The organism is Endobacterium cereale (assembly GCF_009617585.1).
Lineage (GTDB): Bacteria > Pseudomonadota > Alphaproteobacteria > Rhizobiales > Rhizobiaceae > Neorhizobium > Neorhizobium cereale.
Genome location: NZ_WIXI01000047.1, coordinates 91,069 through 111,892 on the forward strand (window position 1 = coordinate 91,069; position 20,824 = coordinate 111,892).

The window sequence follows — 20,824 nt, forward strand, 5'->3', positions numbered from 1 at the left end:
ATGGCCCGCAAGGCAAATACGCCCAGCAAAGCCACTTTATCCACCCTACAAATTTCATGTCTATTGAACGACAGCAATGGCCGACCAAGCGCCCCAATCTTGACCTTGATCTTCAAAGGTCGCCGTAAAAGTTTCAGGAAGAAGCGGATTGGAGAAATCCAGCATCACCCACTCGGTCGATATCGGCAGCCGCAACTTCCCTGCACCATTGAGCGAGATTGTCTGCCCAAAATTGTTTGGGCCTGTACGCAACAAAACCCTGTCACCACGTTTAAGATTTATATCGACAGCGCCCACATCCTTATCAGACAGAGAACCAGTGCCGAGGACAATCAATCCGTCAAACCGCGACTGTGCGAAATCAGCGCCGGACCAGCCGTCACGTCGTACTATCGCCGAGGCGCTCGCGGTTACTTCGGCAGCCTCGAACTTGCTCAATGTTTCGAAGCTAGCTATCGGCACGTCTATGGTCATGGCACAGCCTGTTGCCAAGTCTTGCGCGACAATGGATTGCCCTTGCGTTCCGAACGTCACATAGCCTTTCACCTTGGCAGGCCCAACGCCACTTCGTTGATCGAGCAGGAGCCGACCTACTTCGATACCGCTGGAGTTGCGCAGCGACAAACCACGAACGTCAGCGTTTGCCTGAGCACCGGAATATGAGCCAAGAATGGAGATATAGGATGCTCCAGCGACCTGCCGAACTTCGTCAACAACGACTTGGCAACTTATGCCGCTACGAAGGGCAAAGACTCCGTCATCAACAAGCTGCCTGCTGCCAAATACCGATAGCTTCTCCGTGGCAGGGACACGGGCAACATCCAGCGCCCACTGCCGGCTCGGAAATACATAGTCGATCTGTTTGTCGGCGATGCCGAGTTTCAGTGCCAGTGCAGCAACCCACCACTCGAACTGAAGATCCGCTTTCGACCGCATTGCCTGAAGCTGAAACGGTACAAGGCAGAGCGTCACAGCCGTAAGAGCGATCAGAATTCCTACACGGCCCACACGGAGCCATCGAACGACCAACGGCGTAAGAAGAACGAACAACGCCGCCCATGCCATTACGGCCGGCGTCGTATATCGACTGGATACCGCTTGCTCAATTCCAGTCATCGACCGGCCGCCGGCCGTTGCAAAGGCAGTCAAACTCAAATAGCCGAGAAATGCGAGAAGGGCGAGTTCTGCTGCACACTCGCTTGGTCGACGGACGTGAAGAAAGAGCAACATCAAAGTAGAGAAACTACAAAATACCCCAGCCAAAGCTGCAGCCCAAAAACCACCTAGCGCATAATAAAAGGGGCTACCGAGATAAACCAAATAAAATTTTAGAACCGACATGGGATGATTAATCACCGTATCGATTGTGGAGTATTCTGAAGGTGGAGATTTATAGTCACTAAAATATAAAAATGCGAAAATTGCAAATATGAAAGCAAGGCATGCAATCCTTCGCCAAGGGTATCTCACGAGGATTGCGTAGGCGATGACAACGGGTAGTGTCGCAACACCATTAGCCATTGTTCCGAACGACAACACGCCAAAAACGAGAGCCCCAATGAAATAGGAATATTTATTATCGGAATTTTTGGATTTGAATAAAAAGTACAATGCAACCAACGGCAATAGCTGCGCCATGATGAACTGACTTTGAAAGCCCCATGTCAAATTGTTTTCCTGCGACCAGAACATCAGCCAGCAGGACGCAATCACGGCGACAAAAAGATATCCTTTCGGGAGGATCGCCCGCCCGAACAGCATGTACATCACGGCCGACATGCCAACCAGCAAATAGTTGACGACGATCAGCATCGCTCCTGAACCGTGCAGAAAATGGATATCGAGCCAAAACAATATGCGTGTTAATATAATTCTATGTTCGTTGTGCTGCATCCACCAAACGGAGAACTCTCCAGATTGCAGTCGCGTGTAAAAACCCAGATAACCGTTCCACATATCCCAAAAAGGTACAGGGGAGTATCCTCTCATGCCACCAATGATTGCTGTTACAGCAAAGAAAAAGAACAACGACGCGACGACGAACGCGACCAGTGCGCTTATGCCACGAGCGTGTTTATTTATCCCCACGTTATCGAAACCGTTCATATTTATTACTTCTTTGAAAACGTGAAATACTTATGCATGAAGTAACTCGTCGCTATCGGACTGAGCACGCCAACGACATGGCCGACAATCTCCGCATGGGTCACCAAACCAATCGCCGGTAGCAGATAGTGGGCAAGGCCCATGCTCACCAGCCATACCTGCACAAAAGCTACCGCGTTCACCATCGTAAAGCGGATATATTCCTGATGAACACGCTGTCCCGACTCTTCGAAGACCATAAGCTTCATCAGCACATAGGCCGTTGTCATGCCGAACAGATAGGCGATCGCCACTGCGACAGAATAGGGCATGACCTGCGACAGGGCGATGCGCGACAGGATGTTGACGCCAGCTGCTATGCCGCCGGAAATAGCGAAACGGATAAACGGCTTCGACAGCCAGTGGTCCAGCAGTGCCTTCATGCCACGACAGTTTCCGCCATCATGCGCCCATAGCGTACACTCTCAGCAATGCCGCGATCCTCGGGATAATAGTAGCAGGTATCGGCGATCTGCAGACCTTCGATGGGCGTCTGTATCGGCGGCAGCATCTCGAGGAAATCCGGTTCGCAAACCGGCTGTGCATATTTCAGGCGGCCGACCTTGGCGTCGATCAGGTCGCTCTCCGTGATCTGCGGATTGACCTTGCGGATATAACCGAATGCCTCGTCAATGAACTGCTGGTCGCTCCACTGCCATTTCGGCTTGGTCACCGGCATGTAATACGGCACATAGACGACCGTATCATCGATCGGGCGCAGGTTGGAAAATTCGATCACGCCGGGGATCTCGATCTGATCGTCGACGATGTTGATCCAGAAATGCTTGCTGATCGACTTCTTCAGGCGGAAGATCAGGCAGACCACGCCGATGTTCTTGATCGCATCATACTGCGCCTTCGATGCCTCCGGCAGATCCGGCACCATTGTAGAAATCAGCGGCGTCGGAACGGTGGAGATCACAGCGTCGGCGGCAAAGAAACGGCCGCCGGCAGTGACGCCAGTCACCTTGCCATTTTCCGTCTCGACTTTTTCGACCGAAGTCGCCAGATGCATGCGGCCGCCCTTGGCGCTGTAGGCAGAGACCAGGGCATCGACCAGCGTCTGGCTGCCGCCCTCGATATATCCCAGTTCCTCCTGGAGGATCGAGCGGCGTGAATTGCCAATCCGGCGCACGCGCGTGGCGATCCACGAGGCCGACACGTCATTGGCCAGCTCGTAGAACTTCAGCTCCATCAGCCGCTTCCACAGCGTGTTGTAGACTTCTCTGCCAGAGCCGCCTTCCAGCCACTGGCGGGCCGTCTTGTGCTCGATCGAGGCAAAACTTTTTGCTTTGGTGGTCAAAAACATCTGCAGGCCGGTGCGAATCTTGGCGATCAGGCTCAGGTGCGGGAACCGCAGCAGCGAGAACGGATCGCCCCACGGATGGATCCTGCCCTTCATGAAATAGCCCATGGAGGTCGGCCGCCAGCGCATCTTGTCGCCCAACCCCAGTTCGCGCATGAGTGAAAAGGTCGGATCGTCGGACTTGCAGACGAAATGATAAAACCGCTCGATCGACAGACCGCCGAAATCGAAATGCGCGGCCATGCCGCCGGGCACGCTGTCAACCTCGATCAGGTCGACGTCATGTCCAAGGTCGGCTGCGCGATGCGCTGCTGCCAGACCCATGGCGCCAGCGCCGATGACCACAACACGGCTCATGTTCTTCTCCTAAAAGTCCAGTACGATCTTGCTATAGCGCGGATCGAGATAACTTTCCGCAATGGCGTCCTTCAACGGCGTCGCCTGCACGTTGAAGATGGCCGGCCAGTCGATCACGGCAAACGTTTCCGGGATCACCAGCGCTTCGAGCTGGCTGGTGGTGAAGGGCGGTTTGGCGGACACCTTGCCGTAAATGAATAGCAGCCACCAGAACAGCTGGTAGGGGATATGGACGATGCGGGCCTTCGGCTTCACCGTGTCGTGGATCAGCCGGATGACGTCGCCGTAATAGGTCTGCTCCAGCCCGGAAATGTCGTAGGTGCCGGTCTGCTTGCTGTTGAGCGACGAAATGATGATGCTGGCGAAATCACCGACATAGAGCGGCTGGCGGATGAATTTTCCGTCGCCGGGGATCGGGAAGACCGGCACGCGGTCCATGAAACGGCGCAGCCAGCCGAGATGCTTGCGGTCGAACCAGCCGAACATCAGCGTCGGCCGCAGCACGACATGAGGAATGTCGGTGACGGTGTCGATGAAGCGTTCCTGCGTGGATTTCGAGCGCGTGTAGAAATCGTCGGCCTTGGAATTGACCACCGAAGACGAGATATGCACGAAATAGGGCGTGCCGTGGCGGCGCATCGCCGCGACGATTTTTTCCGTGGCAATGACGTTGTTGTCTGTGAATTCCTGCTCGATCAGACCGCCGATCTGCGCCTGGTTGAGCAGCACCGTATCGGCGCCTTCAAAGGCATCCATCCACGGTCCTTCGACGGCGAGATCGGCCTCAATCACCTCGATTTCCGGATGCAGGCGGCGCAGCAGCGCCGTGTTGCTCGGATGTTTGTCGATGCCGACGATCTTAAGGCCGGGCTGGGTCTTCAGACGGGCGATGACGTTCTGGCCGACAAGACCTGCGGCGCCGGTGATGACGATCTTCTGCATCAGATTTCCATCCGGTTGAAAATGGCCGCCGGAAGGTTACGGATGATCAGCATGATATAGCGCCAGAAACCCGGCGCATAAGCAATCGCGGCGCCGCGATAGGCGCGTGCATGGGCAATTTCGGCAATCTGCTCGGGCTTGGCCCAGAGCGCGCCCTTGCGATTCATGCCATCGGTCATCGGCGTGACGGTCGGGCCGGGCTTGATCAGCACGGCGCGCGGACCCTTGTTGGCAAAGCGGTGGGCAATCCCTTCGACCAGCGCTTCGAGACCGGCCTTGGCGGCGCCATAGATGAAGTTGGCGCGGCGGCCGCGGTCGCCGGCGACCGAGCCGATGACGACGAGGCTACCGCGGCCCTGGGCTTCCAGCACGTTGGCCGCCACCAGCGACCATGCGGCGGCGGAATTGAAATTGACACGCAGGATTTCCTCTGCGGCGACGAGGTCGCGCTCGGCGGCACCCTGGTCCCCGAGAATGCCATAGGCGAGCAGGACATGATCGACACCGCCGAGCTGCTGCACGAAACCGGCAAACTGCTGCGGCGCGTCGGTGGCGGCGGCCAGATCGCTGAAGGCGACGGTGGCATTTTCAGCGCCACGTGCCTTCAGATCCACAGCCATCTGCGACAGCCGGACCTCGTCACGGCCGACGAGAAGGATCGAAGCGCCTTCCTTGGCATAGAGCCTTGCCGTGCAGGCGGCGATCGCGGAGGTCGCCCCTAAAATGATGACGCGCAATGTTTTGTCCTTCATCGTTGCGAGACGCGCTGCCAGAAATGCGAGCTGAACCCGTGATCCACGTGTCGAGCGAATTCCTGCCAGGCGGGATAACCCTGTTGAAACATCTCGGCCGACATGCGGCCGTCTTTTGCTGGATAAAGGCGGCCGCCGGCTTCCAGCACGATGGCGTCGAGCCGGCGCATCAGCCGTAGCGTGTCATCGCCGTGATTGGGAAAATCGAGCGCGAGCGTCGTGCCTTCTCTGGGGAAGGACAGCATGCCGGGCGATGTCACCGCACCAAATGTTTTCAGAACCGCAAGAAAAGACCCCTGCCCGCTGACAGAGATCGCGCGCAGCATGTCCCTGGTGGCCTCCACCTGTACCGATGGCGGCACGACGGACTGATACTGATACATGCCGCCGCGGCCATAGAGGCGGTTCCAGCGACCGATCGAATCGAGCGGATAGAAGAATGGATGCAGACCGATTCGGGCCGGACCCGCGGTGCGCTTGCCGTTCCAGTAATACAGCGCGTTAAATGCATTGATCGAATAGCGGTTCATTGCCAAGCCAGGCAGGTTCATCGGCATGGTGAATCTAGTATTGCCCAGATCCGGCAGGCGCGAGCCGGCCTTCGCGTGGTTACCACGCGAAAATATCCCGCGCCCCAGGGCGTCGCCCTTGGCCAGGCAATCGATCCACGAGACCGTGTAATCGAAATACTCTTCGCTTTCCTTCGCCAGAGCGAAGAAGGAATCGACGTTTTCAAAGGGAATGTTTTCCGCGTCGATCATCGCACTTTCGACGGTGATCAGCTCAAGCTCGACCCAGGTGATCAGGCCGGTGAGGCCAAGACCGCCGATGGTGGCGGCAAACAGTTCGGGGTTTTCGCTGGTCGACAGTTCCAGTTCCTCGCCATTGGAGCGCAACAGCCCCAGGCGGCGGATCCAGCGGCCGATCGGACCGTTCACATGATGGTTCTTGCCGTGCACGTCGTTGCCGACCGCGCCGCCAAGCGTCACGTAACGTGTGCCGGGCGTCACCGGCAGGAAAAAGCCCTGCCGCACAATCACTTTCAGAAGCGTGTCGAAGGAAATGCCAGCTTCCGCCCGCAACAGCCGTTTTTCCGGATCAAAGGCGATGATCCTGTCGACACCGGCCATGTCGATCATGCCGCCAGCCGGATTGAGGCCGCTGTCGCCATAAGAGCGCCGCAGACCTGCGCCAAGCAGAGACAGGCCCTGCTGGCGGCCATTCAGGATGGCGCTTTTCAGCTGGTCACGCCAGATGGGCCTTGCGACCGCGTGACTTTCCTTGAGCACGTTGCCCCAGGAACGGAAATCGTCTTGGCTGTCGAAATTCGTCATAGCGCCGCCAGAAACAACAGAGCCACCACGATACCGAGCCCGAGACTGACGCGGTCGCTGATGGCGAAGCTGACCGGGTCGTCATTCATTTGTCCACGATGAGAAAGGAGCCATATACGGCCGAGCCAGATCGACAGCATAATCGAAATGCCGGTCAGAAGCTCCGGCCGCGCGTAGGCGAAGCCGGGTGTCAGTTCCTGCAGCACGAAGATCATGAAGACGACAAGCGATGCGATGGCCGCACCGACGCCTAGTGCCAGCGTCAGGGCTGCATCTTCAAGCTCGTAGCCGCGGCTCTTGAGGCTGGTGGCACCGCTCGATGCGGCCCGCACGATTTCCGTATGACGCTTGGCGGTAGCCAGCGAGAAGAAGAAGAACAGCGCAAAGGTCAGCAGCCATGCCGGACGCGGATTGTCGAGAAGCGTGGTGCCCATGATCAGGCGCGTCGTGAACAATACTCCGATGATCAGCGTGTCGAGCAGCGGCACTCGTTTCAGCCCCAGCGAATAAGAACCGGTGATGACCAGATATGCCAAAAGGACAGAGGCGAATTCCAGCGACAACAGGCTTGCGACGAGGAAGCCGCCGAGCAGAAGGCAACCTGCCAGTGTGAAGCCGAAGCGTATCGACATGCGGCCGCTTGCAAGGGCGCGGTTGCGCTTTGACCAGTGCTGGCGGTCGGCATTGAGATCGGCGATATCGTTGAGCAGATAGGTGGCGGAAGTCACGGCCAGCAGGCAACAGAAGGCCAGGACCGTATGCAGGATCAAAGAGATGTTAGTCCATTCGTGCGCCAGAATGAGCGGCACGAACATCAGCACGTTTTTCGTCCAGTGATGCACGCGGATCGCCTTGATGAATTCTTTTGGCGTAAGCGACGGCGTCTGGAATTCCTTGATGACTGGCTTACCTAGGGATTTGGCACGCCGTTCGACCTGCGCGCTGACGCCGGCCAAAACGATGCCCTGTGACGCCTGCCAGACCGGCATATCAACAGCGTGGTCACCGGCATAGATGAAGCCATCCGGAAACCGCTCAGACAGATAGGCGGCTTTTGCCTTGCCTTTCAGGTTCGTCGTTGCCGAGCCCGTGGCAGAACTGAAGATGCCGACGCGCTGCGCCACTTTATCGACGATCGTCTGATCCGCTGCGGAGCACAAGTGCAACTCATGACCTTCTAAGGCCTTCTCACGAAGCCACTTCACCAAGTCTTCCCGCAATGGGAGTATCTCGTCGGTGACGTCGACTGCGCGTGCCAACGCGGCCTTGAGCATATGGCGCCCTTTTGCAAGCGTCGACAGCGACCGCGCCAAGCCGAGAGGATTACGGAACAGAGCAATGGCCGCAGTCTCGTGAAGAGTATCTGAGAGCACCAACGTCCCATCGAGATCAACCACGATAGGCAGCAGATCCTGCGAAACAGGAAGTGATTGATTGGAGGTATTTGTCTGATGCATGTTGCCTTCGAGCTCTGGGCCTTGCTTTCGCCACCGTATACGTCGGAAACAATCAAAACTCTATAGAAACGTGGCAACTTCCAGTGGGCAGCGATGTTTTTACTGCGCTCACAATTCTCCGCTCATCGACAACACGCACCTTTCACACAGCGACTGTCGATCCCAAAGCTCTGAGAAACATCGCGCCACTCAGCAATCATAAAAATGCACACACAAACCGACACACCCTCAATGTATGGTGACGGGTCCAATAAGCGGCGGCACGGTGGTGACCATTACCGGCGTCAATTTCACCGGCGCAACGGCCGTGCGTTTCGGCGGCACGTTGGCGACAGCCGTCAGTCTCGGCATCAGTCGGTGCAGCAGGCGTCCACCTATTACAACAACGCAACGCGCCGCAGTGGTCGCGCAGCGCGACTATTGTAAAGGCTAATTCAGTCTTAGAATTCCCAGGGCGAGATCAGTTCCAATCCTGTCGTCTGGAAATCCTTGAGGTTGCGTGTCGCCAGACGGCCTCCGTTGATCCTTGCGATCGCGGCGATCATGCCGTCGGGAGCAGACATTGCCCTGCCCTGACGGACCGCATCACCCATGATCTCACCGTACGACAGTGCCGCGTCTTCCGTGAACGAAAACATCCGGTCCGAGAAGCGGCGACGCCAACTCGAAAGCCCCTCCTCCAATCGATTTGCACGCTGATCTGGTCGAATCTTCTGGATACCAAAAGCGATTTCCGCAACGGTGACTGTTGGCAATGCAAGTTCAGCGTCGTGGCGAACCAACCATGCGATAACTGCCGGGTCCGGCACTTTCTTCAGCGTCTCTGACAAGACATTCGTGTCGAGGAAGATCAAAGTTCCACCGCTTTGTGGGGAACTCTGTTTTCGTTGATGATGATTTCCAGATCGACATCCGTGCCCGATTGCAACGAAAGGCGTCGATAGAAATCCACAGCGAGCTCACGCCCTGCTTCACGGGATTCATATGCCTCGAGTGCACGCTCGACGATATCGGCGATCGTACGATTCTCGCGACGTGCAAGACGATGTGCGATATCGCGTGCTTTTGAACTGCGAACCGAGAGCTGTGGTGCGGCCATGAACGCCTCCTTATAACTCAAATATACTATCATGCACGCTTGCCATCAAGATGGCACTTGCAAGCTTGATGGCATCATCACCTAATGTCGTGTTGCATTTAATGGCTAGGGTCCGCACTCGTTAATTTCAACAAGATAGGCGCAAAGCAGCCAAATTTGCTCCACAGGCGCGCCAGAATGGGTGCTGCAACTTTCAGATATTCAGAATAATGCGCGTCCACCATGAGTTCAAAATGAAACAGGCTCCGCATCACGATGGCAATGTCATTGTTGGTCTGGTGCTCTAACTCCGAAACTCTGCTCAACAGGCTACTCTTCGGTGGAAACCTTGATGTCGCTCCGCCATCTGGTCAACGAGGGCATGGGCGAAAACACCCTTCGAGCCCTCACCTCCGATCTGGCTTATTTGCAGGCATGGCCTTTGGCGGCCACCGGAAAATCGCTGCCCTGGCCGGCGCCTGAAGCACTGCTACTCAAATTTGTCGCCCATCATCTTTGGGATCCACAGAGGCGGCAAGAGGATCCTCTGCACGGAATGCCCCATGAGGTTGCGGAAAATCTTCGAAACCAGGGCTTCCTGAAATCCACCGGACCGCATGCGCCCGATACCGTGCGCCGGCGTCTGGCCCACCTGGTCCACCCTGACGAAATGGCGAGACGCCCGCCTCAGGAACTGCATCTCCACTTTATCCAGTGCACCAACCCGCCAGTGAGCAAGGAGAAACAGGACTTTAACACCCGTATGCGTTACCGCAAGCTGAGCCACCTCTGTCATTGAAGTTCCCAAAGGGTTGGTCCAGTTCTTGAGCGTCAATGCCGCTAGGTTTTGATTGACGCTGGCGATATTTATCATCGGCTCACCGCCGTCTTCAACGACAGAAACGTTGACAGACAAGTTCCACCCATCAACCTGCAAGGGAATACTGGCGATTTGCTGGCGAGGGATTAAGACGGAGACATGTTTACATGCGTCGGATCCATCTGCGGCAAAGCCCACACATCACCACTTTTTTTGGGTTAATACGGCGGATCGCGTTGCTTTAAAAAGAGCGATGTTCAATGACTGGCCGAACTTTCAGAGGCTGGACATCGAATTGGAAAAGACTGCGCAGATAAACAAGACTCCGAGACACTTTCGCAGGCGTTTCAGCGCGCACTGGCGTGCAGCACTATCCGTCGCGATCGTTCTGGCAGTGCTGTTGTTTTCGGCACTGACAGAGATACGCGTCATCGGTTTCATGGTCACCGTCCTGACATTCGTGACGCTCGCGAGCGCGTTCAGGTTGTTGGCGATCGGCCCACTAGCCTCAACGAGCTATGCCTTTATCTGCGTCTTGGCGATCCATTTCGCGTCCAAGTTCAAATTCTGGCTGACATCCAAAAGGCTGCATCCTTACGACATCCATACCTATGTAGACTGGGACACCGTCGCCTACCTCAAGGTTCTTTATCCGAGCCACTATCTTTATTTTTACGGATTGTTGCTGTTTGTCGCAATTGTCGTCGTCGCCCTATTATTGCTGGACGGTTTCAGGCGTCCATCGCGGTGGACCTTCGCGTTGTTCGCTTCCTGCATTCTGGCGTTTTTCACGCTTTACACCGCCACGCTTGATCGTGAGGGTGAATTGCTCGGCGACGGCAACCGTTTCATGCATTTCGATCACCAGCACGTCTCAACATTCGTCATCTCAGGCATGGTGTCAGCCCACCAGCTCGCGAGCGGAAACGTTTTCGATTATGGCGATGAGCGGTCTGGCGTAAGTCAGGCCTCCATCGTTTCGAGCGAGAAATGCCAAGTTTCGGATAGCAGCGCGCCACCTAATGTTATCCTGATCCTGCGGGAAAGCGCCGCGTCATTGGCAGCCGTTGAAGAACTTCATACGAATGTACTGTCGAAGGAGGCTTTCCTTTCTTCGAATGACAAATTCTATCAGATGCGTGTCGAGACGCATGGAGCCGGCTCAGCCTATACGATATTCAACGTCTTGACGGGACTTTCATCCGAAGCCTTTGGTGGGATGAAGAACATGGCCATCGATCTGGCCACCAAACATGTTCATCTGGGGCTTGCCGGCCAGTTTCGTGATTGCGGATACAAGACAGTGGCCATTACAACGGGTCAGGACGGCTATATCGCTGGCAAGGAATTCTATCAAAGTCTTGGCTTCCAAGAATATTTGGACATGTATGACATCGGAAAGCAGACCGCCGGAATCTTCGACGACCATGCGATCTACGATGTTGTTCTCAAAACCGTCGCGGAGAATGCTGCCACACCCACATTCGTCTATGTCGACACCGTGGCGTCGCATGGTCCCTATGTTGACAAGCTGCGCGCAGATGAAGACGTAGGTGTCGAGCCAAGCAGTAATTCCGAAATTGATGAATATGCTCGGAGAATTCTGTTAGGTGAAAAAGACCTATATGGGATGATAAAGAAGCTTGAATCCCAATCCGCGACGGACCAACGACCCGCACTGGTCGTAGATTTCGGCGACCACCAGCCCAACATCACCAAAGACCTGCCGGGGCTTCCGGGCTATGTCGATGAAGATATAGCGAAAGACGATCCGCTTCTCCTGACGTATTTCCGAATGCGAACGATCGGCATGCCTCTTCCCCCACTGCCGGATCACCCGCGCATTGATGCGGCCTTCCTGCCGGACTGGCTATGGAAAGCGACCCAGCTTCCCACAGTGGGCATGGGCGCCGCCCGGTGGAGCATCGTGGAAAGGTGCAGCTCCCGTTATTGGCAATGCGATGGTGGAAATTCGGCCCGTGAATTGCATCGCCTACTAAGGGATCAGAAATTGATCTCGTTTCCTTGAAGCCAGAGTTTTGCCCACCCATCGGTAAAAGTGAACCAATTCACTGCGGCCATGAAACGAAAAGCACGAACGCCAATTAAGGCGTCCGGGCTCGACATCCTATACATGAACCGCGGCGATCTATCGCTCCCGGCGCGCTATTTCGGGAGTGATATGAAGCTCTTCCCGCACGCGCTTCCTGCGCAAGCTCCTCGACCGATTTCCCCACCCCTTCAAGCGCGTTCACCAGACGGTTTGTTGCGAGCGTATGGCTCTCCAGCGCCACCGTCGCCTTGCGCAGCTCGGTAGAATCTGGGTGTTGCCAAGATCCTTGCGGCCCTCATAGCGTTTCTGCGCTGCAGTCGGTCCCCACACCTTCGCGATCGAACCGCAGACCGCCGCTTTCGTGCATCACCTGCGCGAGAACGTGCACGAGCTGATGAGGCTTGTACTCTGGCGCTATTGCAAGGATCGCCGCCAGCAAATTGGTCTTCGGTGATTTTGTCTTGCTGATCTTTCGCAGCATGGCTTAAGTGAGCATGGGAACCTCCCACGCGCACGGCAAATGGATGCGCCGGTTGCACACTCATTAAGTTTCTCCGATATTTGGGTATCTTGTCGAATTAACCAACGGCGCTACCTTGGCGGTCGGCAGATTGTTTTGCGTCCTGCCTCAGTTACAGGAGGACGCAATGAACGAAGATCTCGCCGCGCTATCAATTAGCGAAATCGCCCAGCAGTTGGCCGCACTTGCCGCCACGCTAAGCGAGCTGGCGGAAACGCCGGTGTTTGACGAGCCTGCGAATGATGATGACGCTGAGTTCGTGAGCTAGCGCACGGAAATCCGCTGCGCTGGCTGCGGCGTCTTGTCCATGTCTGATTTACTTGTAAAGTGCAGCCTCCGCCCCCCTCTACCAAGAGACGATCATGAAACCGCTGATCATACTCATGAGCCTAGCTGGCGCTGTTTTGGTTGCAGCAGTAGCGTTACGCTTATTCGATTGGTCTGTGGGGTTGTGAAAGCGTTTAATCGCGCGCCGTGGAAAGCTCTCCGGGGGATCGGGTCAGGTCAGGAACTAAGGCGTCGGCTGCCACACAATGCCTATAGCTTGCTTTCAGCGGCATGGCGTAATGAAACAAAGTCCGCGATAGGAATAAGGGCCGCTCAACCAATGAATGCACACCGACCAGATATTGATGGCCTTCGCGGGATAGCGTGTCTGTTCGTGCTTGTCGCACACTCCCTTTCGAACCACTTTTATCCGGAGGGCGCGTGGCTCTTAGCGGGAACTGGCGGGATTGGCGTCATATTGTTCTTTGTTCTGTCGGCGTCATTGCTGACGGTTAGGCTGTCTGAGGATGGCTTGGCACCAAAATCGCTTGTTGCTTATGCGGTGGCTCGGTTCGTCAGAATTCTGCCGATGTTCTGGATCGCAGTGGTGGTCTACTTCGCGTTCGGAGAAATTGATATTCTCACGGTCAACCTCCTTTGGACCGCTCTCACTTTCCAAACATGGCATTGGCACCTTTGGACGATCCCCATAGAGCTACAATTTTACCTGCTACTGCCGGTCATTTTGATTGCAAGCGCCGCTGTTACGCGCAAATCCCCATACCTCTCTATCGCGATCCTGCTGATTTCAGCGGTGGCATTAGATCTGTACTGGCAAGCGAATGGAGACCTTTCGAGGAACACTTTGGCTCGATACCTCCCCAGTTTTGCTGGCGGTGTCGTTGTGGCTTTGGCGCTTCTGCACTTGCCGAGACCTTCGATCAGAATATCGACTGCTATCGGAGGGGTTGGGTTCTTCGGTGTCGTCGCCTTGACCATTCTCATGAAAAGCGGGCTTTTGACAGAGCCACGGCAATCTCTCTTTCGCGTCCATAATCTTTATGGGATGCTGTGGTCACTTGCTACGTACTCGGTCTTCGTGAGCGGAACCGTCTGGTCTAGATGGCTTTCCTGGGCGCCCCTTGCGGCATTTGGCAAAACGATCTACTCGACCTATCTGTTTCACTATCTACTCGTGATATTGATCGCGCGACAGCCAGAATGGTGGAGAGTACCCGCTTGTATACTCACATCGATTGCGGTTGGGTGGGCAGTTCACCACTTTGTAGAAAGGCGTATGGGCAAATTGCGTGCGCCAATCACTCGCGTGTTGACCAGATCCAGTTCGGCGCAGTTCAAATCTCATCTTCTGCGAGACGGCGGTGTTTATACTTCGCCTACTTCAGACCGTGCGACTTGATGTTTAATTTGGACCTCAAAACTATATACTCGAGGAATTTATCCACATAGCATCTATCTCTTTTTCGGAAAGGCCCAAGGAGAAGCCAAACGATTCTACAAGAGGATGCGACCTCTCAAACTGCTAAGCGTATTCCCACTCTATTTCGGCGATAGCACGTTTTTGCTCATCCCCAATTTTCGCGATTGCTGCAAGGTAAGAATTAGTTGTGCCTGGCTAGAGCCTGACGACTTCGATTTTTTTCCACATAACTTTGAAGGCAGTGGAAAAATGTAACACCCCCTCGGGCGTAAGGTGCTCGGTATCCCAATAATACATATCCTTATTATCAGCCACAATCTCACAATGATCCATGGGACAGACTAAACTATACGTATCGACAGAATACACATCGTTAGCCGCCGCATCATGAGAAATGACCTCATTCGTAAGCGCGAATTTCTACGCACCTTCTGAGGGAGATTGCTTTCAGGCATGAGGTGTCCACCAAAATAGGTGGACACCAAATCATGGATGAAGATGCTCCTAAACTGCAGGTGCGGCTTGTTGGTCGCGACGGCCGCCGTCGATATGACCCTGCTTCGCGTGATCAGCTCGTCGCAGCGTGTTTAGAGCCCGGCGTTTCGTTGTCTCGGCTTGCGCGGGAACACGGCGTGAATGCTAATCTCGTGCGCAAGTGGATAAAGAAGGCCATGGAGGAGCGTCCTCTGCCCTCGGTCTCGGCATTCGTTCCGGTTCAGATTGCTCCAAATATGCCTCCGGCTTCTGGCGGCGATTTACTGACGAAGAGCGTGCCGATGGGCAAGCCGTGCCAGGCGTCCAAGGTGAGTGCGCTCCTGCCGAACGGGATCAGCCTGACCGTTGAGTATGACGATGAGAATGGACTGGCCGCAATCATAGGAGCGTTGGGTCATGTTCAGACTGGGCGCTGATCTCAGGGTCTACCTGCATCGCGAACCGATCGACTGAAAGCGGTGTTTTCCTCGCACATTGACCAAGGTAACCGCCCGGTTGTTACCGCGGAGATTTTGCTTTGATGCGAGCAACAAGCTCTTTGTCGTCGACAAATCCGTCGAGGAAGTCGGTCAGCGCGCTTTCCGCGGAAGCCGAAGATCGCGCCCGAGCCCGGCGCCTCCTTCACGACCGTTTCGACCAGCGCCGATAGGCCATCGATGCCACGCCGCATATCGGTCACTCCGCAGGCCAGGTAGACCCGCACATTCCCCGATGGCCCGATCATGCCGCCTCCACGCAAGCGACGAGCAGGCCAAGCAGTTTCAACTCGACGTCAACCGGAACCTTCAAGCTCCGACCGTTTCGAAGCAAGATCTCGACGATCGCCGGCCTCGTTGCTGCGGTAGACGGCTGGCTTACGCCAACGTCCTCGGTGATTTCCACTGGGAGGAATACCGTTGGCCGATCGGCATAGCTGAATGATTGCCGCCACAAGCGGATCTGGCCCGGATGAATGTCGTTCCGGCGCGCCACATCCCCGATGCGAGCACCGGGCTCATCAGCTTCCGCAAGTATCCTCAGCTTCGCCTCGTCCGACCAACGCCGTCTGCGCTCGGTACCGGACATGATCTCTATGCGAGCCATGTAACCTCTTTGTTCTGGTATTAATGTCAGCACTAATGCTGGTTCTAATGTAAGCGTCCGGCGAATAGATTTTATGCCTGCTTACGGTTTTGAGCCTCGATTCGAACCTGTTCTTTAGCCATGATGCGTGGCGGTTGGCCGTCTCGTATTCGACGTGTGCCGTCGAGATGGTGATGCCACGTGCCTTTTCTTCCGGAGCAGCGTCGATCTGGTCGTACGCCTTGAACTCGCCGAAGAACTTCGTGATCGCTGCCGTCAGAGACGTCTTGCCGTGGTCGACGTGGCCGATCGTGCCGATGTTCACGTGCGGCTTGTTACGCTCAAACTTGCTCTTTGCCATTGCAGGCTCTCCATTTTATGTGGACCGTTTCAGGCCCTAATTCTTGTTTGATCGCCCCGGTTTTGAGACCGGGGCGTAGTCTGGTGTCGTATTCCGATTACTTCTGACCGGAATACTTTGCCTGGATTTCAGTCGCGACGTTCGACGGAACCGGTGCGTAGTGATCGAAGGTCATCGAGTACTGCGCGCGGCCCTGCGACATGGAGCGCAGGTTGTCGACGTACTTGAACATGTTCGCAAGCGGAACATGCGCGTTGATGACGATGGCGATGCCACGCTGTTCCTGGCCCTGGATCTGGCCACGACGCGAGTTCAGGTCGCCGATAACGTCACCGACATAGTCTTCCGGCGTTACGACTTCGACCTTCATCATCGGCTCGAGCAGCTGAGCGCCGGCCTTCTTGGCAGCTTCACGGAAGCATGCACGCGATGCGATTTCGAAGGCGAGAACCGACGAGTCGACATCGTGGAATGCGCCGTCGATGAGGGTCGCCTTGACGCCCAGCATCGGGAAGCCAGCCAGCGGACCGGAAGACAGAACGCTTTCGATACCCTTCTGAACGCCCGGGATGTATTCCTTCGGAACAGCACCACCGACGATCTTGGATTCGAAGACGAAATCTTCGCCATCCGGGTTCGGCTCGAATACGAGCTTGACGCGCGCGAACTGACCGGTACCACCGGACTGCTTCTTGTGCGTGTAGTCTTCTTCGTGCTGACGCGTGATGGTTTCGCGGTAGGCAACCTGCGGAGCACCGACGTTGGCTTCAACCTTGAACTCGCGACGCATACGGTCAACGAGAATGTCGAGGTGAAGTTCGCCCATGCCAGCGATGATCGTCTGGCCGGATTCCTGGTCGGTCTTGACGCGGAACGACGGATCTTCAGCAGCGAGGCGATTGAGCGCGAGGCCCATCTTTTCCTGGTCGCCCTTGGACTTCGGCTCGATCGCGATCTGGATGACCGGCTCGGGGAATTCCATGCGCTCAAGGATAACCGGCTTCAGCGGATCGCAGAGCGTATCGCCAGTGGTGGTTTCCTTGAGGCCGGCGAGAGCAACGATGTCGCCTGCAAAGGCTTCTTCGATGTCTTCACGGCTGTTGGAGTGCATCTGCAGCATACGGCCGACACGCTCGCGCTTGTCCTTGACCGTGTTGATGACAGACGAACCCTTTTCGAGCTTGCCCGAGTAGATACGTGCGAAGGTGAGCGAACCGACGAAGGGGTCGTTCATGATCTTGAACGCCAGCATCGAAAGCGGCTCGGCATCGTCAGCGTGACGCTCGATTTCGGCTTCGGTCTTGAAGTCGATACCCTTGATCGCCGGGATGTCCATTGGCGACGGCAGGTAGTCGACAACGGCGTCGAGCAGCGGCTGAACACCCTTGTTCTTGAATGCGGTACCGCAGAACATCGGGTGGAACTTGACGTCGATCGTGCCGCGGCGAACCAGTTCACGGATCTTGTCGTTGTCCGGCATGTCGCCGTTCAGGTAGGCTTCCATTGCCTCTTCGTCGATTTCGACGACCTGTTCGATCATCTTCTCGCGATATTCGGCAGCCTTTTCCTTCAGGTCGTCCGGGATTTCGACAACGTCCCATGCTGCGCCGAGCGATTCGTCGCGCCATACGAGAGCATTCATCTCAACCAGGTCGACAACGCCCTTGAATTCGGTTTCTGCACCGATCGGGAGCTGCATGACGACGGCGATCGCACCCAGACGGGTCTTGATCATCTCAACCGAGCGGTAGAAATCCGCGCCGGTCTTGTCCATCTTGTTGCAGAAGATCATGCGCGGAACGTTGTACTTCTCCGCCTGACGCCAGACGGTTTCCGTCTGCGGCTCTACACCGGCGTTGGCATCGAGAAGAGCAACCGCACCGTCGAGCACGCGCAGCGAACGCTCGACTTCGATGGTGAAGTCAACGTGGCCGGGGGTGTCGATGATGTTGAAGCGGCGCATCTTGCCATCGCGACCCTTCCAGAAGGTCGTGGTGGCAGCAGAGGTGATCGTGATGCCACGCTCCTGCTCCTGCTCCATCCAGTCCATGGTGGCAGCGCCGTCATGAACTTCACCGATCTTGTGCGACTTACCGGTGTAGTAGAGAATACGCTCGGTGGTCGTGGTCTTGCCGGCGTCGATATGCGCCATGATACCGAAGTTGCGGTAGTCTTCGATTTTATATTCGCGAGCCATAATGACTGCCTTTCGAAATTCGATCGGTTAAGATTACCAGCGGTAGTGCGAGAAGGCGCGGTTGGCGTCGGCCATCTTGTGCGTGTCTTCGCGCTTCTTGACAGCGGAACCACGGTTGTTCGAGGCATCCATCAGTTCACCGGACAGGCGGTCAACCATGGTGGTCTCGTTGCGCTTGCGGGCAGCAGTGATCAGCCAGCGAATGGCCAGCGCCTGACGGCGCTCCGGACGAACGTCGACCGGGACCTGGTAGGTTGCACCACCAACGCGGCGCGAGCGTACTTCAACATGCGGCGCGATATTCTCGAGCGCCTGATGGAAGATCGCCAGCGGCTCAGCCTTGGCCTTTGCCTGCACGCTATCGAATGCACCGTAAACGATGCTTTCGGCAACCGACTTCTTGCCATGAAGCATGATGGCATTCATGAACTTGGTGACGATCAGATCGCCGAACTTCGGGTCCGGGTTGATCTCACGCTTCTCTGCACTATGACGTCTGGACATACGTTCCGTCTCTCAGTTGTTGCGGGCGCTTTATCACGCGGAGAACCTCGCGCAGCGCCGAATAGGATTTGGGTGACCGAAGATTACTTCGGACGCTTCGCGCCATACTTGGAGCGACGCTGCTTACGGTTCTTGACACCCTGGGTATCGAGAACGCCGCGGATGATGTGGTAACGAACGCCCGGCAAGTCCTTTACGCGGCCGCCACGGATCATGACGACAGAGTGTTCCTGCAGGTTGTGACCTTCACCCGGAATGTAGCCGATGACTTCGAAGCCATTGGTCAGACGGATCTTGGCGACCTTACGGAGAGCCGAGTTCGGCTTCTTCGGCGTCGTGGTGTAGACGCGGGTGCAGACGCCACGCTTCTGCGGGTTTTCCTGCAGAGCCGGGACCTTGTTGCGCTTGACCTGTGCCTGGCGAGGCTTGCGGATCAGCTGGTTTACGGTAGGCATATAACCATCCCTTGCAAAATAATCTCAAAACCCCTTTTGGGGGTCGGTTTCGCCGTTTCCGGCCACGGCACACGCATTCCAACATGCACAAAACGTGGCCCCACCCTGTCTCGGAAGGACCACGGAAGGCAGAGGACGCGCTTTAAAAAACGCGTCGTGCGTGCAGCATTCTTGTCTTCAACGTGCGTATGGAAGCCTGTTTGAGGCTTAAGTCCGGTACAAGTCGTCCCGGATATGGCAGCCTCACATCTCTTCCGATGCGGCGCGTTTACTGTTTCCGTCCCTGCGCGTCAAGGGAGAAAACGAATTTACCCCCTGCCCCGCACGGCAGAGAGCCTTGTATTCCGGCCTTTATACGCCATTTCGGGGGAATTGCGATACGCGCTCGGCAATCATGGTGGGAATCGGCTGCCAAAGCCGTTAAGAATCGATAAAGACCTGAACGGCACCCGCCGACCCGCGATGCCAGCAGCCTTGGAAATGGAAAAACGCATGATCGACACGCCCGATAACGACAACTCGCTCGACGAACCGATGGTCTTCATCATCATCGGCAAGGGTTACACATCGAAGACGAGCGACGGTACGGAGCTGCACATCCTGCTGCGTGCGCCGGACGATGACACCGCTGTGCGCGACGCCTTGAACGCGCTGTCGGAAGAAGGCTTCCTTGAGGCCGATCTCGACCAGATCGGCGTCATGACCGAAGAACCGGTCGACGAGCCGCATGCCTCTGCCTATCAGGGCGCGCTCGAAGGCGAAGTGTCGATCATCCGCTTCAGCGAATAAGCGAAACGCTCGGGGGCTGAAACTTCAATGAGACCGTTCGCTTCCTTCCTGACCGCCTTCACAACTGTGTTGCTCGTTTCCGCCAGCCAGGCATCGGCCTGCCGTTGCCCGGACATGACCGACGAGGAAAAACTGGCGAAGGCCACGCTGTTAGTAAAGGGCAGGATGAAGTCGATCACCTATGGCGTCGACGTCCCGACGGGCAATGCTGACGGGGAGATCGCTCGAATGGCCCGTGGTGATTTCGAGATCGAAACGTTGCTCAAGGGCAGCTTCGAAGGCAAGACCATCCAGATCTACACGGGTACGGGAATGGGCGATTGCGGTCGACTGGAGGAATTCTTGCGCGCCGCATTGCTTTACGACCGACCGGATTTCGGCCCGATCGAACTGGGCCTCACCAAAACCGAGCATGAGGGCCAGACCTATTACAGCTCATTGATCTGTGACTATGCGAAAGACCCCTGAAATCCGGAGCAGTCGATGCCC

At 56.0% G+C, this 20,824-nt stretch carries 22 protein-coding genes and 3 pseudogenes; 8 read left to right on the forward strand and 17 right to left on the reverse strand.

Annotated features, from left to right (window positions below; translation table 11 throughout):
* Positions 1-60 precede the first annotated feature (60 nt).
* Genes GAO09_RS19090 through GAO09_RS19120 form a run of 7 tightly spaced genes read right to left on the reverse strand, consistent with a single transcriptional unit; the run spans position 61 to position 8,293 of the window.
* Positions 61-2,106 (reverse strand): hypothetical protein, encoded by a 2,046-nt coding sequence (locus tag GAO09_RS19090; RefSeq protein ID WP_153356013.1) that lies wholly within the window; start codon positions 2,104-2,106, stop codon positions 61-63.
* Positions 2,107-2,111: 5 nt separating this feature from the next.
* Positions 2,112-2,528 carry a GtrA family protein gene (locus tag GAO09_RS19095; protein WP_153356016.1) on the reverse strand — a complete coding sequence of 139 codons (417 nt, stop codon included), beginning with the start codon at positions 2,526-2,528 and terminating at the stop codon, positions 2,112-2,114.
* Positions 2,525-3,808 (reverse strand): NAD(P)/FAD-dependent oxidoreductase, encoded by a 1,284-nt coding sequence (locus tag GAO09_RS19100; protein ID WP_153356020.1) that lies wholly within the window; start codon positions 3,806-3,808, stop codon positions 2,525-2,527. The genes GAO09_RS19095 and GAO09_RS19100 overlap by 4 nt, the downstream gene beginning before the upstream one ends.
* 9 nt (positions 3,809-3,817) lie before the next feature.
* Complete coding sequence (locus GAO09_RS19105; protein ID WP_153356023.1) at positions 3,818-4,750, reverse strand: NAD-dependent epimerase/dehydratase family protein; 933 nt, start codon at positions 4,748-4,750, stop codon at positions 3,818-3,820.
* Positions 4,750-5,487: an SDR family NAD(P)-dependent oxidoreductase gene (locus GAO09_RS19110; RefSeq protein ID WP_235938308.1), complete on the reverse strand. Its 738-nt coding sequence runs from the start codon at positions 5,485-5,487 to the stop codon at positions 4,750-4,752. Before GAO09_RS19110 ends, GAO09_RS19105 begins: the two co-directional genes overlap by 1 nt.
* Before the next feature lie 11 nt (positions 5,488-5,498).
* On the reverse strand, positions 5,499-6,836 hold the full coding sequence (locus GAO09_RS19115) for an FAD-binding oxidoreductase (RefSeq protein WP_153356029.1): 1,338 nt from the start codon (positions 6,834-6,836) through the stop codon (positions 5,499-5,501).
* A complete protein-coding gene (locus GAO09_RS19120) occupies positions 6,833-8,293 on the reverse strand; it encodes a UbiA family prenyltransferase (RefSeq protein ID WP_153356032.1) in 1,461 nt (486 codons plus the stop codon). The genes GAO09_RS19115 and GAO09_RS19120 overlap by 4 nt, the downstream gene beginning before the upstream one ends.
* A gap of 235 nt (positions 8,294-8,528) precedes the next feature.
* Here GAO09_RS19120 and GAO09_RS30575 point away from each other — a divergent pair.
* A pseudogene (locus tag GAO09_RS30575) lies at positions 8,529-8,597 on the forward strand (IPT/TIG domain-containing protein); the annotation flags it as partial.
* Positions 8,598-8,733: 136 nt separating this feature from the next.
* Here GAO09_RS30575 and GAO09_RS19130 read toward each other — a convergent pair.
* From GAO09_RS19130 to GAO09_RS19140, 3 genes are all read right to left on the reverse strand, one after another.
* Complete coding sequence (locus GAO09_RS19130; RefSeq protein ID WP_153356036.1) at positions 8,734-9,147, reverse strand: type II toxin-antitoxin system VapC family toxin; 414 nt, start codon at positions 9,145-9,147, stop codon at positions 8,734-8,736.
* Positions 9,144-9,392, reverse strand: coding sequence for a plasmid stabilization protein (locus GAO09_RS19135; RefSeq protein ID WP_153356039.1), 249 nt, complete (start codon positions 9,390-9,392; stop codon positions 9,144-9,146). The genes GAO09_RS19130 and GAO09_RS19135 overlap by 4 nt, the downstream gene beginning before the upstream one ends.
* A gap of 98 nt (positions 9,393-9,490) precedes the next feature.
* Complete coding sequence (locus tag GAO09_RS19140) at positions 9,491-9,697, reverse strand: hypothetical protein (protein WP_153356042.1); 207 nt, start codon at positions 9,695-9,697, stop codon at positions 9,491-9,493.
* Positions 9,698-9,726: 29 nt separating this feature from the next.
* On the opposite strand from GAO09_RS19140, the pseudogene GAO09_RS19145 reads away from it, so the two are divergent.
* The 4 genes and pseudogenes from GAO09_RS19145 to GAO09_RS19160 form a co-directional block, all read left to right on the forward strand.
* Positions 9,727-10,048 (forward strand): annotated as a pseudogene (locus tag GAO09_RS19145) (integrase); the annotation flags it as partial.
* Positions 10,049-10,276: 228 nt separating this feature from the next.
* Entirely contained in the window at positions 10,277-12,220 is a 1,944-nt protein-coding gene (locus GAO09_RS19150; RefSeq protein ID WP_153356045.1) for a sulfatase-like hydrolase/transferase, read from the forward strand.
* 671 nt (positions 12,221-12,891) lie between these two features.
* Entirely contained in the window at positions 12,892-13,032 is a 141-nt protein-coding gene (locus tag GAO09_RS19155; protein WP_153356048.1) for a hypothetical protein, read from the forward strand.
* 339 nt (positions 13,033-13,371) lie between these two features.
* Positions 13,372-14,451 carry an acyltransferase family protein gene (locus GAO09_RS19160; RefSeq protein WP_235938310.1) on the forward strand — a complete coding sequence of 360 codons (1,080 nt, stop codon included), beginning with the start codon at positions 13,372-13,374 and terminating at the stop codon, positions 14,449-14,451.
* Between the two features lie 216 nt (positions 14,452-14,667).
* On the opposite strand, the gene GAO09_RS30580 is transcribed toward GAO09_RS19160, so the two are convergent.
* The gene (locus GAO09_RS30580; RefSeq protein ID WP_420796171.1) at positions 14,668-14,841 is read right to left on the reverse strand and encodes a hypothetical protein; all 174 of its coding nucleotides are present in this window, start codon (positions 14,839-14,841) and stop codon (positions 14,668-14,670) included.
* 119 nt (positions 14,842-14,960) lie between these two features.
* Between GAO09_RS30580 and tnpA (GAO09_RS19165) the strand changes: the two genes are divergently transcribed.
* Positions 14,961-15,383, forward strand: coding sequence for an IS66-like element accessory protein TnpA (gene tnpA / locus GAO09_RS19165; RefSeq protein WP_153356054.1), 423 nt, complete (start codon positions 14,961-14,963; stop codon positions 15,381-15,383).
* Between the two features lie 2 nt (positions 15,384-15,385).
* Here tnpA (GAO09_RS19165) and tnpB read toward each other — a convergent pair whose 3' ends face one another.
* The 6 genes and pseudogenes from tnpB to rpsL all read right to left on the reverse strand — a co-directional run bounded on the left by tnpB (position 15,386) and on the right by rpsL (position 19,546).
* Positions 15,386-15,691: an IS66 family insertion sequence element accessory protein TnpB gene (tnpB, locus tag GAO09_RS30585; protein ID WP_153356057.1), complete on the reverse strand. Its 306-nt coding sequence runs from the start codon at positions 15,689-15,691 to the stop codon at positions 15,386-15,388.
* A complete protein-coding gene (tnpA, locus tag GAO09_RS30590) occupies positions 15,688-16,050 on the reverse strand; it encodes an IS66-like element accessory protein TnpA (protein WP_153356059.1) in 363 nt (120 codons plus the stop codon). Before tnpA (GAO09_RS30590) ends, tnpB begins: the two co-directional genes overlap by 4 nt.
* Before the next feature lie 127 nt (positions 16,051-16,177).
* Positions 16,178-16,390, reverse strand: a pseudogene (locus GAO09_RS19180) (GTP-binding protein); the annotation flags it as partial.
* A gap of 97 nt (positions 16,391-16,487) precedes the next feature.
* The gene (gene fusA / locus GAO09_RS19185) at positions 16,488-18,587 is read right to left on the reverse strand and encodes an elongation factor G (protein WP_153356062.1); all 2,100 of its coding nucleotides are present in this window, start codon (positions 18,585-18,587) and stop codon (positions 16,488-16,490) included.
* 33 nt (positions 18,588-18,620) lie between these two features.
* A complete protein-coding gene (gene rpsG / locus GAO09_RS19190) occupies positions 18,621-19,091 on the reverse strand; it encodes a 30S ribosomal protein S7 (protein WP_153356065.1) in 471 nt (156 codons plus the stop codon).
* 83 nt (positions 19,092-19,174) lie between these two features.
* A complete protein-coding gene (rpsL, locus tag GAO09_RS19195; RefSeq protein WP_003507760.1) occupies positions 19,175-19,546 on the reverse strand; it encodes a 30S ribosomal protein S12 in 372 nt (123 codons plus the stop codon).
* Between the two features lie 492 nt (positions 19,547-20,038).
* Between rpsL and GAO09_RS19200 the strand changes: the two genes are divergently transcribed.
* Together GAO09_RS19200 and GAO09_RS19205 are read left to right on the forward strand one after the other, a co-directional pair.
* Positions 20,039-20,335 carry a transcriptional regulator gene (locus GAO09_RS19200; protein ID WP_153356068.1) on the forward strand — a complete coding sequence of 99 codons (297 nt, stop codon included), beginning with the start codon at positions 20,039-20,041 and terminating at the stop codon, positions 20,333-20,335.
* 27 nt (positions 20,336-20,362) lie between these two features.
* On the forward strand, positions 20,363-20,803 hold the full coding sequence (locus tag GAO09_RS19205; protein WP_235938312.1) for a hypothetical protein: 441 nt from the start codon (positions 20,363-20,365) through the stop codon (positions 20,801-20,803).
* Positions 20,804-20,824: the final 21 nt, after the last annotated feature.

Bases quoted from the DNA above. Each gene is read 5' to 3' on its own strand.
- GAO09_RS19090 (WP_153356013.1), bottom strand. From the start codon at position 2,106: ATGAACGGTTTCGATAACGTGGGGATAAATAAACACGCTCGTGGCATA.
- GAO09_RS19095 (WP_153356016.1), bottom strand. From the start codon at position 2,528: ATGAAGGCACTGCTGGACCACTGGCTGTCGAAGCCGTTTATCCGTTTC.
- GAO09_RS19100 (WP_153356020.1), bottom strand. From the start codon at position 3,808: ATGAGCCGTGTTGTGGTCATCGGCGCTGGCGCCATGGGTCTGGCAGCA.
- GAO09_RS19105 (WP_153356023.1), bottom strand. From the start codon at position 4,750: ATGCAGAAGATCGTCATCACCGGCGCCGCAGGTCTTGTCGGCCAGAAC.
- GAO09_RS19115 (WP_153356029.1), bottom strand. From the start codon at position 6,836: ATGACGAATTTCGACAGCCAAGACGATTTCCGTTCCTGGGGCAACGTG.
- GAO09_RS19120 (WP_153356032.1), bottom strand. From the start codon at position 8,293: ATGCATCAGACAAATACCTCCAATCAATCACTTCCTGTTTCGCAGGAT.
- GAO09_RS19135 (WP_153356039.1), bottom strand. From the start codon at position 9,392: ATGGCCGCACCACAGCTCTCGGTTCGCAGTTCAAAAGCACGCGATATC.
- GAO09_RS19155 (WP_153356048.1), top strand. From the start codon at position 12,892: ATGAACGAAGATCTCGCCGCGCTATCAATTAGCGAAATCGCCCAGCAG.
- GAO09_RS19160 (WP_235938310.1), top strand. From the start codon at position 13,372: ATGAATGCACACCGACCAGATATTGATGGCCTTCGCGGGATAGCGTGT.
- tnpA (WP_153356054.1), top strand. From the start codon at position 14,961: ATGGATGAAGATGCTCCTAAACTGCAGGTGCGGCTTGTTGGTCGCGAC.
- tnpB (WP_153356057.1), bottom strand. From the start codon at position 15,691: ATGATCGGGCCATCGGGGAATGTGCGGGTCTACCTGGCCTGCGGAGTG.
- tnpA (WP_153356059.1), bottom strand. From the start codon at position 16,050: ATGGCTCGCATAGAGATCATGTCCGGTACCGAGCGCAGACGGCGTTGG.
- fusA (WP_153356062.1), bottom strand. From the start codon at position 18,587: ATGGCTCGCGAATATAAAATCGAAGACTACCGCAACTTCGGTATCATG.
- rpsG (WP_153356065.1), bottom strand. From the start codon at position 19,091: ATGTCCAGACGTCATAGTGCAGAGAAGCGTGAGATCAACCCGGACCCG.
- rpsL (WP_003507760.1), bottom strand. From the start codon at position 19,546: ATGCCTACCGTAAACCAGCTGATCCGCAAGCCTCGCCAGGCACAGGTC.
- GAO09_RS19200 (WP_153356068.1), top strand. From the start codon at position 20,039: ATGATCGACACGCCCGATAACGACAACTCGCTCGACGAACCGATGGTC.
- GAO09_RS19205 (WP_235938312.1), top strand. From the start codon at position 20,363: ATGAGACCGTTCGCTTCCTTCCTGACCGCCTTCACAACTGTGTTGCTC.